General features: G+C 62.8%; 10 protein-coding genes. 6 read left to right on the forward strand and 4 right to left on the reverse strand.

Going from position 1 to position 19,356, the window contains the following annotated elements; genetic code table 11:
• Window positions 1-268: 268 nt before the first annotated feature.
• On the reverse strand, window positions 269-3,400 hold the full coding sequence (locus JM946_RS23040) for a TonB-dependent receptor (RefSeq protein WP_203169723.1): 3,132 nt from the start codon (window positions 3,398-3,400) through the stop codon (window positions 269-271).
• Window positions 3,401-3,902: 502 nt separating this feature from the next.
• Between JM946_RS23040 and JM946_RS23045 the strand changes: the two genes are divergently transcribed.
• Window positions 3,903-6,284, forward strand: a complete 2,382-nt coding sequence (locus JM946_RS23045) for a glycoside hydrolase family 3 N-terminal domain-containing protein (RefSeq protein ID WP_203169724.1) — start codon at window positions 3,903-3,905, stop codon at window positions 6,282-6,284.
• A gap of 12 nt (window positions 6,285-6,296) precedes the next feature.
• The gene (locus JM946_RS23050; RefSeq protein WP_203169725.1) at window positions 6,297-7,580 is read left to right on the forward strand and encodes an MFS transporter; all 1,284 of its coding nucleotides are present in this window, start codon (window positions 6,297-6,299) and stop codon (window positions 7,578-7,580) included.
• Window positions 7,581-7,622: 42 nt separating this feature from the next.
• Here JM946_RS23050 and JM946_RS23055 read toward each other — a convergent pair whose 3' ends face one another.
• From JM946_RS23055 to JM946_RS23065, 3 genes are all read right to left on the reverse strand, one after another.
• Window positions 7,623-10,277, reverse strand: coding sequence for a beta-glucosidase (locus tag JM946_RS23055; protein ID WP_203169726.1), 2,655 nt, complete (start codon window positions 10,275-10,277; stop codon window positions 7,623-7,625).
• Window positions 10,278-10,340: 63 nt separating this feature from the next.
• Entirely contained in the window at window positions 10,341-12,296 is a 1,956-nt protein-coding gene (locus JM946_RS23060) for a sialate O-acetylesterase (protein ID WP_203169727.1), read from the reverse strand.
• 12 nt (window positions 12,297-12,308) lie between these two features.
• Window positions 12,309-14,450: an alpha-glucuronidase family glycosyl hydrolase gene (locus tag JM946_RS23065; RefSeq protein ID WP_203169728.1), complete on the reverse strand. Its 2,142-nt coding sequence runs from the start codon at window positions 14,448-14,450 to the stop codon at window positions 12,309-12,311.
• A gap of 188 nt (window positions 14,451-14,638) precedes the next feature.
• On the opposite strand from JM946_RS23065, the gene JM946_RS23070 reads away from it, so the two are divergent.
• The 4 genes from JM946_RS23070 to JM946_RS23085 all read left to right on the forward strand — a co-directional run bounded on the left by JM946_RS23070 (window position 14,639) and on the right by JM946_RS23085 (window position 19,341).
• Window positions 14,639-15,718: a LacI family DNA-binding transcriptional regulator gene (locus JM946_RS23070; RefSeq protein WP_203169729.1), complete on the forward strand. Its 1,080-nt coding sequence runs from the start codon at window positions 14,639-14,641 to the stop codon at window positions 15,716-15,718.
• Window positions 15,719-15,886: 168 nt separating this feature from the next.
• Window positions 15,887-17,386: a D-xylose transporter XylE gene (xylE, locus tag JM946_RS23075; RefSeq protein ID WP_203169730.1), complete on the forward strand. Its 1,500-nt coding sequence runs from the start codon at window positions 15,887-15,889 to the stop codon at window positions 17,384-17,386.
• A 15-nt stretch (window positions 17,387-17,401) separates the two neighbouring features.
• Window positions 17,402-18,556 (forward strand): fumarylacetoacetate hydrolase family protein, encoded by a 1,155-nt coding sequence (locus JM946_RS23080; protein WP_203169731.1) that lies wholly within the window; start codon window positions 17,402-17,404, stop codon window positions 18,554-18,556.
• A 20-nt stretch (window positions 18,557-18,576) separates the two neighbouring features.
• Window positions 18,577-19,341 (forward strand): SDR family NAD(P)-dependent oxidoreductase, encoded by a 765-nt coding sequence (locus JM946_RS23085; protein WP_203169732.1) that lies wholly within the window; start codon window positions 18,577-18,579, stop codon window positions 19,339-19,341.
• The last annotated feature ends 15 nt before the right edge of the window (window positions 19,342-19,356 follow it).

Genomic DNA, 19,356 nt, shown 5'->3' on the forward strand with positions numbered 1-19,356 from the left:
CTTGGCGCTTGCACAGGGCTGCAGTTCGCAAATTGCGACGACCGGGGTCTACGCGATTCCCTGATATTTCGTGTCGGGCCGTGGCTTCGGTTGCACGGCCCGGCGAGCCAATCACCCGGCCGAGGCAATAAACAGGCAATAAAAAAGGCAGGAGGCGAATGCGATTCGCGATTGACACCGCGAGCCGCGCCTCCTGCCGTCCAGGTCGTCGGCGGGTCACCACCGGGGGTAAACGAGGGCTACCCCGCCGACGTTGTTTCGATCGGCGTCAGAACCTCCCGCGCAGGCCGACGATCACGGTGCGCCCGGCTTCATACTGGGTGAACGTGGCGTTGGAGAATTGGAAATACTGACGCTGCTCTTCGTCGAACAGATTGATCACGTCGACGGTCAGCTGCGGAATGAAGTCCGACCAGCCGAACATGGTCGAGAAATCGAAGCTGGACGAGAAGTCCCACTGCTCGTAGTCGTCGTTGAACAACGCCGCCGCGGCGATGCCGTTCTGGTTCAGACCCGAGGCCTGCGAGCCCTGCGCAAAGGTCGTCGACAGGCGCGCGCTGATGCCGTTCTTTTCGTAGTACACAGTGGCGTTGTACGTCTCCGGAGCAACGCCGACCGCTACCGCGGGCACCTGACCTTCGCCCTTCTGGTCGACGATGGTGTAGTTCGCCGTGAAGCCGAAGCCGTCCAGGCCGATGTCGGCCAGCAGGAAGTCCAGCGGCTGCACCCAGTTGAACTCCAGGCCGTTGACCGTGAGTCGACCGTTGGCGTTGACCTGCTGATTCAGCACCACCGTGGCCACATCCGGGCCACCGCGCGAATTGATCGCCTGCTGCTGCGTCGGGGTCAGCGTGTCGAAGGTCACGCCAAACTCCGCCAGGGCCGAGAACGGCACCGTCGTGCCCTGCAGGACCGTGAAGCCCTCGATGCCTTTACGGAAGGCGGTCACGCCGAAGTAGCCTTCGTTACCCGTGTAGTACTCGAAGCCCAGGTCGATGTTGTTCGACAGGAACGGATCGAGGTCGCGGTTGCCGATGTTGCCGGTATCCGCCGATGGGTTGGTGAAGCTCAGACCCGGCAGCAGATCGTTCGGATTGGCGCGAGTCATGGAGCGAGACGCCGCCACGCGCACGATCGCATTGTCGGCAACGTTCAGGGCCACGTTGGCCGAAGGCAGCCAGTTCTCGTACGTGCGATTCTCTTCGCGATAGCTCACGACGTTTGGATACAAGGCGCCGTCAGGCAGCGATGCGCCATTCACCGTGTTACGCGGATCGCGGATGGACAACCGTCCGACCACACTCTGCTCGGTACGCACGTAGCGCACGCCCGCGTTGTAGCGCAAGCGCTTGTCGCCGATGTCCGTGTCGCCGTTGATCTCGGTGTAGAAGCCAGTCGACTTCTCGCGAATCTGGCCGCCAGCGGCGCCCGTGTTCGCGCCGGCCGCATCCGGTGCGTTGTCGTGGAACTGGTCGTAATTCGTGTCGCGCGCGAAACGATCCCAGTCGAGCGTGACGAAACCCGGACCCGGTCGCAGATAGTTCTGCACGGCGCCATTCGGGACCAACGAGCCCAGGTAAGAGAACGGCGGGAGCCCGGCGGTAAAGCCGGTGCCGAAGCCAGGATAGGTGGGATAACCGGCGCCCGGAGAGCCCCCGGGGAGATTGAGACCTTCGCAGGCCGGCTGCGTGTTCGGCGACTCGAGATACACGTTCGGCTGGTTACCGCACACCGCGTTCTGCCAAGCCTGACTGTTGTCGAACGCGCGAATCTCTCTGGAGACGTCGTCGTACGCACCGCCGACGCTGACGCTGAACACGCTGTCGCCGAAGGTGAGGCTGGCGCGCGTGCCCTTGGTCTCGGTCTCGCGACGCTCGTCCTGGATGTTGACGCGACCGCCGCCCACCCAACCGAAGTTGGCGGGGTTGTTCAGGTCGAGGCTGCTCTGAATGTTGGGAATGCCGCCGTCATTGGTGTACGTCACCGTCATCCCGGAGTTGGGCGCGGTGATCGCCAGGAACGTGGGCGACTCGCGATGGAACTCGCTCTTGGTGTAGTTGGCCTGCCAGTCGAGCGACAGCCGGTCGGTCATCTGCCAGGTGAAGCCCGGATTGGCGCCGTAGAAGTCCACTTCTTCGAGGAACGGACGATATTCCAGGAAGGCCTGCGCATTGGCGAAGGTGCCGCTGGTGACCACGCAACCCTGCGAGCAATCCGATCGATCGACCTGCAGGTTCAGCGGGATGGCCGCGCCGTTGCGCCCGACCCAGTTCATGTCGATGCGCTCCAGGTCGTTTTCCTTCTTGCCGTACATCGTGTCGAGGTAGGCGTGGAAGTTCTCGCTGGGGCGAAATTCGAAGCTGGCGACGGCGTTGTAACGATCACGCTCGCCTTCGATCTGCGCCGGCCGGCCCAGGCGCGGAATGATGGCGTTGTCGATCTGCTCGAGCGTGAGGCCCGGGTTGTTGGCCAGCAGGAACTCCCGATTGATGATGTCGCCCGGCGTCAGGCCGTTGCCCGCATTGACCGGGACGACTCCCGGGATGGTGAAGTTGCCGCCGCCGGTGGTGTTACAGCGATCGCCCGCGCCCGGTCGGCATTGCGCGTCGGGCTCGGTGATGATGTTGTTCGGGTTGGTGCTCGGCGTGCGCAGATTGGGATTGGTCCAGCCGATGGTCTCGAAGCCGGTGGTCTTCACCGGGTTGTGCACGCCGGCCACGCCGACCAGGGCGCCGAAGCTGCCCCAGGTATTGCTGGCGACGAACGAGCCGCGGCCGCCCATGTCGTCCGCATTGCTGTTGTCGATGCCTTGAATCGAGTAGGCGATGTGTCCGCCCTCGTTATCGAACGGGCGCGCGCTGCGCATGTTCACCGTACCGGCCGCGCCGCCTTCGAGCATGGCCGCGCTCGGCGTCTTGCTGACCGTCAGTTGCGAAAACAATTCGGTGGGGAACAGGTCCAGGTCGACTTCGCGATTGGTGCTCTGTGCGTCGGTGCGGCCGGTGGACGCGACGGACACCGGCGCGCCGTTCAACAGCACTTTGGTGAAGTTCGTGCCGAGGCCGCGGATCGCGATGTTCAAGCCTTCGCCGGACGTTTCACGATTGATGGTGATGCCGGGAATGCGGTTGAACGATTCCGCGATGTTGGTATCCGGGAACTTGCCGATGTCTTCGGCGAAAATGGCGTCGACGAAGCCCACGGCGTCGCGCTTGGCGGCGGTGGAGTTCTCGAGGCTCTGGCGGTAGCCGGTAACGACCACCTCTTCCAATTCGGCGCCGCTGGCCGGCGCGGTTTCCTGAGCCTGCGCGAGTTGCGCATGCCCCAGAACGGCGGCGACACAAATGCTGAGAGCTTTGCTGCGGGCCGTGCGCTCCGCGTACGGTTTGCGAGTGTTCACAATCCCCTCCATTAACGATCGGTATGAGCAATGCGCCGTGAGGCGCAGCCAGGACACAGGGAGGGATTCCGCAACGGCAGCGGCGATCGATCATCAAAGAGCCGAGGCGTACGCATCGTTCTCTCCCCCTGAAACAAATCAATCGAAGCGAATCTGTTTAGTTCTTCACGCCCATGCTCGGCACGGGCCGATCTTGCAAGGCGAATTGATGATAGCGCTCACAATTCGAGAAAAGCAACCAGGGATTCGAGAACTCTGTCGCGGTCTGTTCACGACCCACTCGGGGATCGTTTGATGCGATCCCGCAACGGACGAAAATAGTCTAAAAGTCCGACTAATCCCGATTGATGCTGGCGCGCCACGGACCGACGCGGGGCCCGTCCGCGGCGATTTTGCAACGGCAATTGACCCCGAGTGGCGCGCCGGGTTAATGATAACGTTATCAACCCATAATCAACGGTGGGCGCGGCGGTGCGCTCGCCTCGTTTGCCAAGGGGGATTCATGGCGAGCACACATTGCCAGCAGGGAGCTGGCCGGTTGGGGCGTAACCTGGGTGTCTTGATCGCAACGGTGCTGGTAGCCGCCGGCGCATCGGCGCAATCGCGAACCGACCGCGCACCCTACAAAGATCCTTCGCTGCCGTTAGAGCAGCGCGTGCAAGACCTCCTGGGGCGCATGACGCTGGAAGAGAAGATCGCGCAGATCACCGCGGTGTGGAACAAGAAGAACGATCTGCTCGACGCCCAAGGCAAGTTCAATCCCGAAGCCGCCACTCGTTTGTATCCCGCCGGGATCGGCCACTTCACCCGGCCCAGCGACCGTCAGGGGGTGGGCAGCCCGTTCAAGACGCCATTTCTGGATGAGCGTGAGACGGTTGAGCTGATCAACGCCATCCAGCGTCACACGATCCGCAACACGCGGCTTGGCATTCCGGTGCTGTTTCATGAAGAAGGCCTGCACGGCTATCAAGCCCGCGGCGCGACGCACTTTCCGCAGTCGATCGCGTTGGCCAGCAGCTGGGATCCTGCCCTTCTCGAACGCGTCTTCACCGTCGTGGCTCGCGAGATTCGCGCACGCGGCTCGCACCTGGTACTCGCCCCAGTAGTGGACGTGGCGCGCGACCCGCGGTGGGGGCGGATCGAAGAAACATATGGCGAGGACCCTTATCTTGTCAGCACACTCGGCGTGGCGGCCGTGCAGGGCTTTCAGGGCAAGACGCTGCCGCTCGGCAAGGATCGAGTCTTCGCCACGCTCAAACACATGACGGGTCACGGTCAGCCCGAGAGCGGCACCAACGTCGGCCCGGCGAATATTTCCGAGCGTGTGCTGCGTGAAGTGTTCTTTCCGCCGTTCCAGGCCGCCGTCGCCGCCAATGCTCAGGCGGTGATGGCTTCGTATAACGAAATCGACGGCGTTCCTTCTCACGTCAATCGCTGGCTGTTGCAGGACATCCTGCGCGGTGAGATGGGCTTCAAGGGGGCTGTCGTCAGCGATTACTTCGCGATCAAAGAGCTGATCGACGTGCATCACACGACCACCGACCCCATCGCCGCCGCGGTTCGTGCGCTGAAGGCCGGCGTGGCTTCCGATCTGCCCAACGGCGAAAGCTACGTGTTGCTGCCAAAGGCCTTGGCGGAAGGCCGCATACAGCAGGCGGACATCGACAAAGCCGTGGCCGACATGCTGCGTCTGAAGTTTCTCGCCGGGCTCTTCGAAGCGCCGTATGCCGATGTGAAATACGCGCAAAAGATCACTGACAATGCCGAAGCGCGCGCCCTGGCGCTCGAAGCTGCACGCAAGTCAGTGGTGCTCCTGAAGAACGACGGCGTCCTGCCGCTGCGCGCCGATGGTCTCAAAACTCTCGCCGTCATCGGTCCGAACGCCGCTCGCGTCGAGCTGGGCGGTTATTCGAATGTTCCGAGGCGGGTCGTCACACTGCTCGATGGCATCAAGGCCAAACTGGGTCAGCGAGTCAACATCGTCTCTGCCGAAGGCGTGCGTCTCACGGAGAAAGGCGATTGGTACGAGGACGAAGTCATTCGCACCAAGCGTGAAGACAATCTCGAACGCATCGAAGAGGCAGTGAAAGTCGCGCAAGGCGCCGACGCCATCGTGCTTGCCATCGGCGGCAGCAGCGCGTTGCATCGTGAAGCCTGGGCGAAGAATCATCTGGGCGACAGCCTCACGCTGGGCCTGACCGGCGAGCAGAACGAGCTCGCGGAGGCGATGTTTGCTCTGGGCAAGCCTGTGATCGTGGTGCTGATCAACGGCCAGCCGCTGTCCATTCCAAGCGTCGTCGAGAAGGCCGACGGCGTGATCGAAGCCTGGTATCTGGGACAGGAAGGCGGCACGGCGCTGGCCGACATTCTGTTCGGCGACGTCAATCCGGGCGGCAAGCTGCCTGTCACGATCGCACGCGACATCGGTCAACTGCCGTTCTTCTACAACCAGAAGCCGAGCGCGCATCGTGGCTATCATTTCGGATCCAAGGAGCCGCTGTTCCCGTTCGGCTTCGGCCTGTCGTACACCACCTTCGAGCTCGGCGAGCCCAAGCTCTCCAGCGCCCGCATCCGCGTCGGGGACACGGTGAAAGTCTCGGTGGATGTTCGCAATACCGGCCGGCTGCAGGGCGACGAGGTGGTGCAGTTGTACGTGCGCGATGTGGCGAGCTCGATTACCCGACCCGTCAAAGAACTCAAGGCATTCCGCCGCGTCACCCTGCCCCACGGCGCGGCGACCACGGTCGAATTCACACTCGCCAGGGAGGCGTTCGCTTACTGGAACGAGGAGATGAAGTACATGATCGAGCCCGGCGAATTCAGCATCATGACCGGCCCCAATTCGGTGGATCTCAAATCCGCTACACTGACCATCACGGAATAATCGGCGATGGTCATGCAATCCACTGAAGCTGCTGCAATCACTTCTCCCGCCGAACCCGTCGGCCGCTATCGCTGGCGCATCTGCGCACTGTTGCTCGCCGCCACCACCATCAACTACATCGATCGTCAGGTGCTGGGCGTACTCGCTCCGGAGCTGCAAAAGATCTTCGAATGGAGCGAGGTGCAGTACGGCTACATCATCACCTGCTTCCAGGCCGCGTACGCCATCGGCCTGGTTACGGCCGGCGCGGTCATCGATCGACTTGGCACGCGACTCGGTTACGCACTCGCGATCGCGGTGTGGAGCCTGGCCGCGATGAGTCACGCACTGGTTGGAAGCGTCGCAGGTTTTGCGCTGGCCCGGTTTGCGCTCGGCCTGGGCGAAGCCGGCAACTTTCCCGCCGCGATCAAGACAGTCGCCGAGTGGTTTCCAAGACGTGAGCGCGCGTTCGCGACGGGCATCTTCAACTCGGGATCCAACATTGGCGCGATCGTCGCGCCGTTGACGGTGCCCATCATCGCGGTGACCTTCGGCTGGCAGGCGGCGTTTCTATTCACTGGCGTGCTGAGCGCCGCGTGGTTGACCACCTGGCTGATCAGCTATCGGCCGCCGGAACAGCATCCGAAGCTGAAGGCCTCCGAGCTGGCGTTGATTCGCAGCGATCCACCGGAGGCTACCGAGCGCGTGCCCTGGGCGCGCCTGCTCAAGTATCGGCAGACCTGGGCGTTCGTGATCGGCAAGTTCATGACCGATCCGATCTGGTGGTTCTTCCTGTTCTGGCTGCCCAAGTATTTGCACAGCGAATATGGCCTGACCCTGCTCGGCCTCGGCGCCCCGCTGGTCGCGATCTATGTGCTCGCCGACGTCGGCAGTATCGCCGGCGGCTGGGTGGCCGGCCGCTTCATCAAGATGGGCTGGAGCGTGAATCGTGCACGCAAGACCGCGATGTTGATCTGCGGCCTGTGCGTCGTGCCGGTCGTGTTCGTGTCTCAGGTGCAGAACGTGTGGGCCGCCGTTGCGTTGATCGGCCTGGCGACTGCTGGCCATCAGGGCTGGTCGGCCAATATCTTCACGTTGCCTTCGGATATGTTTCCACGCCGCACGGTAGCGTCAGTGGTGGGCATCGGCGGGTTTGGCGGCGCCGTGGGTGGCATGATGATCGCCACGTTCACCGGCTTCCTGCTGGAAGCCACCGGCAGTTATGTGCCGGTATTCATGATGGCCGCCACCGCTTATCTGCTGGCGCTCGGCGTCATCCACTTCCTGGTGCCGAAGCTCGAGCCCGCGCAGCTCTAAAGTGCGACAGGGCACGCCGGCGACGGCGTGCCCTGCGTGATCTCAGCGCTTCACTTCGAACGTTTGTCGAGCGCGAATGTCCGCGCTCGACGCGCCAATCTGAACTTCATACTTGCCGGGGTCCACGGCGTAACGATCGGCATCCGCGTCGTAGTGGCGCAAATCGTTCGTTGGCTGCAGCGTGAAGCTCACATTGCCCACCTCGCCCGGCTTCAGCGCCACACGTTTCACGCCTCGCAGATCTTTGTTGGCGCGCGGCCGCTTGGATTCGATCGGCGCGACATAGAGCTGCACGACCTCTTCGCCCGGACGCGAGCCGACATTCTTCACGGTGAGCGACGCTTGTAACGAGCCGTCCGCTGCGACGCTCGCGCTGTCCAGCTTCAGGTTCGAATATTCGAAGCGCGTGTACGACAGGCCGTGACCGAACGGATACAACGGCTGCCCGGTGAAGTACCGATACGTACGACCTTCCATCGAGTAATCGTCGAACGCCGGCAGCTTCTCGTTCTCCTTGTAGAACGTCACAGGCAAGCGGCCTGAAGGATTGGCCTCGCCAAACAACACGTCGGCGACGGCGTTGCCGCCACGCTGGCCCGGATACCACGCCATCAGGATGGCCGGCAGACGCTGTTGCGCCCAATCGACGGCCAGCGCCGAGCCGCCAGTGAGCACGAGCGCGACCGGCTTGCCGGTCGCGTGCAAAGCTTCCAGCAACTTCCGCTGGCTTTCAGGCAAGCGCAGGTCGGTGCGATCGCCACCCGCGAAGCCCGGATAGTTCACTTTCATCTCTTCGCCTTCTACGTCGCCGGTGAGGCCGCCGACGAACACGACGGCGTCCGCTGCGCGCGCTGCGTCGAGCGCTTCTTCGAACGGCGGCTTCGCGCCGGGTCGTCGCCAGCCCAGCCGCACTTCGGCGTCGCGGATGTCTTCGAAATATTCGAGCTTGATCTTGTAAGCGCGTCCGGCCTCGAGATCCACGCTGACGCTGTGACTGCGCACGCGCTCGTTCTGCTCCCAACCGTCCACGATCAATTTGTCGTCGAGATACAAACGCACGCCGTCGTTCGCGCCGACCACGAGCTCGTACTTGCCCGAGGTAGGCGGCAGCAGTTCACCGGTCCAGCGCACGCTGAAGTCGTCGCCTGCGAGCGCCTGAGCACTCGACAGCTCGCCTCGTGCCGCGAGATCGTCGGTCGGAGCGCCGCGATCCCACCGGAATGCGATGCGCGAATCGACTCTGGTCATGACAGGCGCGCCGGCGAACTCGCGTCCTCGGAAGTACTCGCCTTTCAAGCCTTGCTGCTTCGAGCCCGCTTCAGGTCGCATGAAGTTGGAATCGATCAGCGGCACTGCGCGTGGCTCTTCGCGCCCCTGCACCAGATCCGCACCACGCGAGTAGAGAACCTTTGTCTTCGGCCCCACCGCTTCGCGGATGCCTTGCAGAATCGTCACGGGCGCGGCCGGCGTGCCGTAGTAATTGCCGAGCAGCGACATGACTTCGTCCGCCGTCGGACCGATCACAGCCAGCGTTTTGATATCGCGAGACAACGGCAGCATGCCGTCGTTCTTCAGCAGCACGATGGATTTCTGCGCCGCGCGCCGAGCCAGTTGATCGTGCTTCGGCGCCTGGTTCACCGAGTAAGGGATCTGCGCCCAACGCACCTGCTCCGGCGGATCGAACATGCCCAGCTGGAAGCGCGTCAGCATCAAACGACGCAACGCTGTGTCGATTTCGGCTTCGGTGATCAGCTTCTGCTTCACCGCCGGCAGCAGGTAATCGTAGGTCTTGCCACAATCCAGATCGCAGCCGTAGCGGACGCCGAGCGCTGCGGCTTCCGGCGCCGTCTTCACGATCTTGTGATGTTTGTAGATGTCCTCGATCGAGTCGCAGTCCGACACCACATAGCCTTCGAAGCCCCAATCTTTACGCAGTATCTGTTGGAGCAATCGTGGGCTGGCGGACGCAGATTCGCCGTAAACACGGTTGTACGCGCCCATGACCGATGCCACGCCGCCTTCCTGCACCAGGGCCTGGAAGGCAGGCAGATACGTCTCGTACAGATCGCGCTCGCTGGGATGCACGTCGAAGTGATGACGATCGGCTTCCGGGCCGCTGTGCACGGCGAAATGCTTGGCCGTGGCATCGACCTTGCGATACTTCGGATCGTCGCCTTGCAAACCCTTGACGAATGCGACACCCATGCGCGCCGTCAGCCAGGGATCTTCTCCGTATGTTTCTTGACCGCGGCCCCAGCGTGGGTCACGGAAGATGTTGATGTTGGGCGACCAGAACGTCAGGCCCTGATAGCGGCCGCGCAGGCCGCGACGCGCGAACTCATGATGCTTGGCGCGCGCTTCGTCGCTAATGACCGTCGCGATCTCCAACATCAATTTCTCATCGAACGTGGCGGCCAGGCCGATGGCCTGAGGAAACACCGTCGCCGCCCCCGCGCGCGCAACACCATGCAGCGCTTCGTTCCACCATTCATACGCCGGCACGCCGAGCCGCGGAATCGCCGGCGCGTCGTTGCCGAGCTGCGCGATCTTCTCTTCCAAAGTCATGCGCGAGACCAGATCGGCCGCACGCTCTTCGAACGGCTTGTTCAAGTCCTTATAGGCCGGCTGTTCCGCCGAGGCCATCGATACCGACAACAGCATGGCGATAGCCGGCGCCAGCTTCGTTCCTGAGTTCATGTGGCGCTTGATCATCGGTCCCCCATCGTCCGTCCTTGCAGACGGTCATTACAGTTGCTTGCTTCAATTCACGTCGATCTGGAACGGGCCGGCCGGCAGTGGCGCCTGGTCGTACAGAGTGCACACCGGACTTTCGGCCCAGCAAAAGCGCACGCGTGTGGCCGAGCTCGCGTTCGGACTCTTCAACAACACTCGCCGGCCTTGGATGGTCGCTGCCGCGAACTCGCAAGTGTTCGCAGCAGCGCCGCAGATTTCGAAGCCAATGGGTTGTGCCGCGCTGTAGGCGACGAGCTTGCCGGTGATATCGGTGAACTCGACGGCCACCGAGTCGCCCTCGCGACGCGCACTGACGGGCACCGGCCCGGACGGAGGAGCGGCATCCTTGTAGATCACGTGACGCACAGCGCGTGCCAGTCGGCGCGCGACATCTTGTTTGTTAGCAGGATGAATGTCGTTGCGCTCGCCAAGATCGATGGCGACAGCGAGACCCGCGTTCGCATCTGCTTTCACTGCGAGCCGCTGCGCTTCGCGCAACTCGGCCCAGTCGCTTTCCACAGGCTGCGTCGGGGCGGCCCCGAAGTTCGCTAGCTGCACCACGAAGAACGGCAGGTCCGCGCCGAACTGCTTGCGCCAGTCGGCCATGAAGCGCGTCAGCAACGCCTGATACCGATGGGCTTCGTCGACATTGGATTCGCCTTGGTACCAGGCGACACCGCGCAAAGAGAGATTCGATAGCGGAGCGATCATGCCGTTGTTGATGACGCCCAAGCCGGCGACCGCTTCCCAGGGCGCGCGCGGCGGGAAGGCCGCGTTCTCGGGCGGCATCAGGTAGCGCCATTCCTTGTCAAGCACGACGCTGGTTCCGTCCGCAAACTTGAGCGCGCGGCTCTCGATCGGACCTGGCAATCCGCCGGTCGCATAGGTGTCGAGCACGGTTATAACAATGGAGTTGTCGCCGGCGCGCAGCGTGTTCTCCGGCAATTCATAGGATCTTTCGCTGCCCGGGCCGGCGGCGCCGATCAAACGTCCGTTCACCCAAACATGATCGGACTCGTCGACTCGCCCGACGGCGAGCGTCGCTTTCTGTGCCGCTTGCGCTTTGGTCAAGGTCACATTGGTTCGATACCAGAGCATGCCGTTGTATTCCGCAAGCTCAGGCACGCCCCACTCTTCCCAATACCCGCGCTCCATGGGCGCGATTTTCCAATCGCCGCGGGGCTTCGCGCTCCATGGCTCGAAGCCTGCGCGATCTTTGGTTTGCTCGCGCCACCATGCTTCCCAGATGGCGCCCCATTTAGCGGCGCCCGTCGTTGGATCCTTGGCGGAAGCTGCTAGCGCCTCCAAGCCACGCTCGTACCCGCCGATGGCGCGCAGAGCATCGGCAGACATCCACGACTCGATCTTCGAGCCGCCCCAGGCGGCTGCAATCAGCCCCATCGGGACCTTATCCTTCTTCTGCAGCTCGCGAGCCATGTACAAACAAGCGGCGGAAAAATCCGGCACGGTCTTCGGCGACGCCTTGAGCCACTGCACTTTGCCAGCAAATTCTGTTTGCGCAGCTGCGTTGCTGGCCGTCGGGACGGTCAGCATACGAATGGAATCGTTGGTGGAGTTCAGGATTTCCGATCTGGAATCCAGCGCGCGATGCACCTGCAGGACCATGTTGGACTGGCCCGAGCACAGCCACACGTCGCCGATCATCACATCCTCCACCACCTGCTTGTCACCCGAAGCGGCGAGGACTGACAACCGATGCGGGCCGCCCGTGCTCATGCCCGGCAGACTCGAGCGCCATCGCCCGGACGAGTCCGCCTGAGCTTTGACGCTGGCCTCGCCCAAGCTCACGGTCAACGCTTCGCCGGGCGCCGCGCGCCCCCAAACGCTGATGGGCTTATCTCGCTGCAGAACCACGTGATCCTGAAACAAGTCGTGCAGCAGTGGCGCCGCACTCACGGCGTTGGCCAGCAACGCGCCGGCCACCAACAATCCGTGACGAAGGCTGCGAGCGCAGACCGTCATGGCGATCATCCCTTAGTGATGTCCAGGGGCGTACGGGAACTCGAGAGACTTGTAATAGTCCAGCGAGTGCTCGGGCGGCGCGAAGCCGGACGGCAGCGGCCGTTTCGAGAACGTCTGGAAGTAAGCGATGCTTGCATCCCGCCACCATTTGGCTTCCTGCTCCTGGATCTTCAGGAACGCTGCGACTTCGGCATGACGCTGCGAATCGACCAGCGGAGCGAGGCTCTGCCAGGTCTTGCCCATCTCGCGCACAGTATCGACGCCTCGCGTGTACCGATACACCAGCTCATCCCACAGGATGCGGCCCGACTTGGTGCGATAGTCCCAGGGCAAGTGATGGAACCACAGCAGGAACTTCTCGGGGATGCGCTTGACGTCGTTGAACACCGCGGCGACCTGCGGAGCGTATTGAGAGACGGCATCGCTGCCCTTCCTGGTGCGATCGAAGCCGATGCCGTTGGCGTCGGCACGATGGAAATAGACAGACGTCCAATCGGCGCGAGGACCGCCTTCGACCCATGGCCCCGGGCCATAGTGATGTCCGCGGCCCATCAAGTGATGCAACCCGAGCGGCGTCATGTAGTCGACCACCGCTTCGTGCGACTTCATCATCATCCCCAGCGCCGGCTCGACGAACTTGGGATCGTTGGAGAAGGTCATGCGCAACCATTCTTCCGCGATGTCTTTTGAAGACAGCATGGGATTCCAGGCCAGCCGCCCGAACGCGTACCAGTTCGCCTGATCGAATTGCGAGCCGCTCCAGTTGCGATCCACGCCGACGTTGGCGACGCCCGCAATGGCCGTGCGCGCATAGTTGTGAACCGTGCCATCGACGATCTTCGCAACCGTGGAGCCTTTGCGAGGCCGATAAGTGTCTTCGCGCAGCACTTCTTCCCAGAACGTGCCGAGATAGACCAGGTGCGTGGCGAAACCCAGATACTCCTTGGTGATCTGGAATTCCATGGCCAGCGGCGTTTTGGGCATCGCACCGAACAACGGATGGAAAGGCTCGCGCGGCTGGAAGTCAATGGCGCCGTTCTTCACCTGGACCAGCACGTTGTCGCGAAACTTGCCGTCCAGCGGCACGAACTCGTCATAAGCTTGCTTGGCGCGATCGTCGGGCTGCTCGTTCGAATAAACAAACGCGCGCCAGATCACCGTGCCGCCGAACGGCTTCACCGCATCAGCCATCATGTTCGCGCCGTCGGCGTGCGTGCGGCCGTAGTCCTGCGGTCCCGGCTGGCCTTCCGAATTCGCTTTGACCAGCAAACCGCCGAAGTCGGGAATGATCTTGTAGATCTCGGCCGCCTTGGCCTGCCACCATTTCTGCACTTGCGGATCGAGCGGATCGGCAGTCTTCAAGCCGCCGATTTCCACCGGCGCGCTGAAGCGTGCCGTCAGATACACGCGAATGCCGTAAGGCCGAAACACCTTGGCCAGCGCTTCCGCCTTGTGCAGATACGTTGGCGTCAACGCCATGGCATTCGCATTGACGTTGGTCAGCACCGTCGCATTGATGCCAAGCGACGCATTGGCCCGCGCGTAGTCGGTGTAGCGCGGATCGACGTAGTCGGGAAGCTTGTGCCAGTCCCACAGCGAAGCGCCGGAGTAGCCGCGCTCGACCGTGCGATCGAGATTGTCCCAGTGATTCAGCATGCGCAGCTGGATTCGGGACGACTCGCTCACATCCACTTTGTCCACCGGCTGTTGTGTCTGCAACAGTCTCAGAAAATGAAACACGCCGTACAGCACGCCGACATCGTCGTTGGCGGCGATCACCAGAGTGGGATGTCCATCGACGCGACGTTGACGCAGCACGTAACCCTGCGGCGTGAGCCCCTTCAGTCCGAGGTCGAGTTGCGCGACCTGAGGATTCGACTGCGGCGTACCCACGAGCAGCGCACCGGCCTTCGACACGCGCTCAGACGTGGCTGGCGCCTGCGACAGCAAGCCATTCAATCCACGCAGCAATTCTTCTTTGGCCGCCACCAGGGTCGGTGACGTCGCCGGCATTACGAGTTGCGCGGCCGATGGCGCATAAATCCCGCGTTGAGCAGGGGGTAGCGGCTGATAACGCAGCCATAGGTCATAGCCGTCCTCGGCCGACGCTGGCTGCACGAGCAACGCCGCGCAAAGCGCCCAAATGGCCGACATCCAACCAAACAATGGCGCGCAGCCACGACCCACCGTACGACGTCTCGACGCCATCATTTCCCCCTATCATCGACAAACCGGATTTGTGGTAACGGTATCACGGCCGGTTGGCGCGCTTCCACCCTAGCGGGTCCGAGGCAATAATGCGGGGTATCTATTCAAACGCGTGGCCGGCAACCACAACATTCATGCAAACCGCACCTCGCAAAGCCAGAAACTCCTCGAGCCCCACCCGACGCAAGGGCGCCGCCGTCACCATCCACGAGGTCGCGCAGCGCGCCGGCGTGTCGCCGATGACCGTGTCCCGAGTGGTCAACGGCAATGCAAATGTCCGAGCCGCGACTCGCGAGTTGGTCATGCGCACGGTGCGGGAGCTCAACTACACACCGAACGCCGCAGCTCGTTCGCTCGCCGCCGCCTCCGGCACGCGCATCGCTCTGATCTATACAAACCCGAGCTCCGCGTATTTGAGCGAGCTGTTGGTCGGCGCACTCGACGGTGCAAGCAAAGCAGCAACGCAACTGGTGCTGGACACCTGGGATCACATGACGCGCGCGACCGAGCGGGCCGCGGCTCGAAAGATCGCGCAGAGCGTCGCCGGCGTGATCCTCCCGCCTCCGTTATGTGAATCGAAGGCTGTTTGTTCCGAACTGGTGGCGGCGGGCATTCCGGTGGTGGCGATCGCCTCGGGACGCTTTCAACCCGATATCTCCGGCGTGCGCATCGATGATTTTCGCGCGGCGCAAGAGATGACCGAGCATTTGCTTTCGTTCGGTCATTCGCGGATCGCTTTCATCAAGGGTCATCCCAACCAGACGGCGAGCGGCCTGCGTTACGAAGGCTATCAAGCCGCCATGGCGGCGGCCGGCATCCCGGTCGACCCGACCTTGGTGCAGCAGGGCTTTTTCACTTATCGATCGGGCCTGGAAGCGGCCGAAAAGTTGCTTGCGCGCAAGAAGCCGCCTACAGCCATTTTCGCCAGCAACGACGATATGGCCGCGGCTGCCGTGTCGGTGGCCCATCGTCGCGGCCTGGATGTACCGCGCGACATATCCGTCGTTGGTTTCGACGATACGCCCACCGCCACCACCGTCTGGCCCGAGTTGACGACCGTTCGGCAACCCATTGCGGCCATGGCGGCCTCGTCGATCGATCTGCTTTTGCGAAGCATTCGCCGTCGCAAGGATGGCGAGGCGCGCGTGGTGGTGGATCACGTGGTGGCCCACCTGCTGGTCAAACGCGACTCGGTCGCCGCGCCCCCGGGCTGATTCCGCAGCTCGGAGCGCATTTCATTCAGCTGACAGCCAAACTCCCTGGACAGAGCGCGCTTGAATTTTGATAGCGCTATCACTACGCTCGCCCATCAGCACGAGGTCCAAAGAGAGCCTCTGGCGCAATTCCACTTCGCAAAGCGTCATCTCAGGGGGCGCATATTTATGTCACAGGGGATCCCCAACGCCGGGCAGCCGTCGCCTGCCGAAGGTTCGCTGGTGCGCGGGCTGGCGTTCGTCGCCGCGCTGGGCGGCCTGCTGTTCGGCTATGACACGGCCGTCATTTCCGGCGCGGTGGGCGCCATCGACCACAACTTCATCGCTCCCCGGGGACTATCGGAAACCAGTGCGGACAGTCTGTCCGGCTGGGCCATCTCCTGCGCCCTGCTCGGCTGCGTGATCGGCGCGGCGCTGGCCGGCCCGATGTCCCAGAAGATCGGCCGTCGCGGCGGCCTGCTGGTGTCCGCAATCCTCTTTATTCTTTCCTCCGCCGGTTCGGCCTATCCTGAGTTCGGCTTTTTGTGGATCGGCGGCGAGGGTCCGGAAGCGCTGACCGCGTTCATTTTGTATCGCATCCTCGGCGGCGTCGGCATCGGCGTGGCGTCGATGTTGTCGCCGCTATATATCGCCGAAATCGCGCCGCCGCGGCAGCGCGGCCAGCTGGTGACCTATCAGCAGGTCGCCATCGTGGGCGGCATGACGCTGGTGTACTTCGTGAATTGGTTCATCGCCTCGCAAGGCGACGATCAGTGGGTGCTCTCCACCGGTTGGCGTTACATGCTGTTGTCGGCCGCCATTCCCGCTGTACTGTTCTTCGCGCTGCTGATGCTGGTCCCGGAAACGCCGCGCTGGCTGGTGATGAAGGGTCGCATGGACGAGGCGAAGGCGGTGCTGTCGCGCCTGTCGAACGACAACGAAGCGCGCATCGTGTTGAAGGAGATCGACGAGTCGCTGCGCGAGCGCACCGGCAAATTGTTTGCTTTCGGCGCGCTGGTGGTGTTCGTCGGCATCATGCTGTCGGTGTTCCAGCAGTTCATCGGCATCAACGCGGTGCTGTACTACGCGCCGCTGATGTTTCAAAACATGGGCGCCTCCACCGACAGCGCGCTGCTGCAGACCATCATCGTCGGCGTCGCCAACATCGTTTTCACTCTGATCGCGCTGGTGACCGTGGACCGCTGGGGGCGCAAGCCGCTGCTGATCCTGGGCGGCGTGGTGATGGCGGTTTCCATGCTGTCGCTGGGCTTCCTGTTCAATAGCGGCAACGTCGGCACCGCCGCGCTGATCGCAGTGGTGGCTTATATTGCCGGCTTCGCGTTGTCGTGGGGCCCGGTGGTGTGGGTGCTGCTCGCGGAAATCTTCCCGAACGCCATCAAAGGCAAAGCCATGGCGCTGGCCGTGGCCATGCAGTGGATCGCAAACCTGTTCGTGTCCTGGTCGTTCAAGGTGCTGGACGGCAACTCGACCTTGAACGCCATGTTCAATCACGGTTTCTCGTACTGGGTGTACGGTGTGATGAGCATCCTGGCGGCGCTGTTCGTGTGGCGCTTCGTGCCCGAAACCAAGGGCCAGAGCCTGGAGGCGATTCAGCACTTGTGGAAGCCCGCGAACGAGCCCGCCGACGCCGCGGCTTCGACCAAGGCGAGTCCCGCCAACGCTCTTTAGATCGATCTGAATTTTATGAGCCTACTTGACCATCTCCCGGCCGACTGGCGTGACGCCACGCTCGTCGGCCGGATCGCCACGGCCGCTGGCCCGACGCCCGTCGTCATCAGCCACGGGCGCGTTCGTGATGTTTCTCGCGTCGCGCCCACCGTCGCCGATCTGCTCAACCAGTGGAGCGCTCGGGTTCCGGCAGGCGAGGATCTCGGGCCGCTGGAGCAGTTGCCGCTGGCGCCTGCGTACGACAAACCCGGCCAAGCCACGCGCTTGCTCGCGCCGGTCGACTTGCAATGTGTCAAAGCGTGCGGCGTGACTTTCGCCGTCTCGGCAGTAGAGCGCGTGATCGAAGAGCGCGCCCGCGGCGATTATGCGAAGGCTCAGTCGATTCGCGATGCACTGGGTGAACGCGTCGGCGCCGACATTCGTTCGGTGAAACCGGGCTCGCCCACTGCGGTGCGCTTGAAGGAAGCGCTGATCGCCGATGGTCTGTGGTCGCAGTATCTGGAAGTGGCGATCGGACCGGACGCGGAGGTCTTCACTAAATCGCCGGTGCTGTCCTCGGTGGGCTGGGGCGACTGGATCGGCGTCCGCAAGGAATCGCAGTGGAACAATCCCGAGCCGGAAATCGTGCTCGCCTGCGACTCCAACGGCCGCACGCTCGGTGCGACGCTGGGCAACGACGTGAATCTCCGCGATATCGAAGGCCGTAGCGCGCTGCTGCTCGGTAAGGCGAAGGACAACAACGCATCCTGCGCCATCGGCCCGTTCATTCGCATGTTCGACTCCACCTTCGGCATCGACGATGTTCGCAAGGCGGTTGTGTCCCTGACCGTGCATGGCGAGGACGGCTACAAGCTCGAAGGCAGCAGCTCCATGTCGCTCATCAGCCGCGATCCGCTCGAGCTGGTCGAACAAACATTGAGCCAGCACCAGTACCCGGACGGTTTCGCCCTGTTCCTCGGCACCATGTTTGCCCCCACCGACGATCGCGATGTCGCCGGCCGCGGCTTTACTCACAAAGTCGGCGACGTGGTGCGCGTGTCCTCGCCCGCGCTGGGCACGCTGGAAAATAAACTGACCACGTCCGACCAGGCGCCACCGTGGTCCACCGGTATCAGTCACTTGATGCGTAATCTCGCCAGCCGGGGCTTGTTGGCTTCGCGCTCTACCTAAGGCTCAGGCTCAGCTCATTTATGTCCCACACTGTTTATCCGTCTCTTCGTAACAAGCGCGTCGTGGTCACCGGCGGCGGCTCCGGCATTGGCGCGGCCATCGTCGAAGCGTTCGTCCAACAGGGCGCGCGCGTGGCCTTCCTCGATATCGCCGACGACGATTCGAGAGAGCTCGAGCGCAAGCTGGCCTCGAGCAGCACGCCGCCGCGCTATTACCGCTGCGATCTCAAGAGCATCGAAACGATTCGCGAGATGTTCCCGCGAATTCGCGCCGATCTGGGCGGCGGCATCGACATCCTGGTGAACAATGCAGCCAACGACGATCGTCACGAGCTGAAGGACATCACCGAGAAATATTGGGACGACCGCATCGCCGTGAACCTGCGTCACCTGCTGTTTTGCACGCAGGCCGTGGTTGAAGACATGAAGGCTGCCGGCGGCGGCGCTATCGTCAATCTCGGCTCGGTATCGTGGCATCTGGCGCTGCCGGATCTGACCATCTACCAGACCGCCAAAGCGGGCATCGAAGGCATGACCCGCGCGCTGGCTCGTGATCTGGGAACGTTCGGTATCCGCGTGAACTGCGTAGTACCGGGCGGCGTACGCACGCCGCGCCAGATGAAGTTGTGGCATACGCCGGATGAAGAGAACCGCATGCTGGGCATGCAGTGCATTAAGGCTCGCGTCGAGCCGCACGATGTCGCGAACATGGTCGTGTTTCTTTCTTCCGACGATGCGCGTATGTGCACCGGCCACGAATACTTCGTGGACGCCGGCTGGAGATAACACGTGCAGGGTAAG

Source organism: Steroidobacter gossypii, assembly GCF_016801985.1.
Classification (GTDB): domain Bacteria; phylum Pseudomonadota; class Gammaproteobacteria; order Steroidobacterales; family Steroidobacteraceae; genus Steroidobacter; species Steroidobacter gossypii.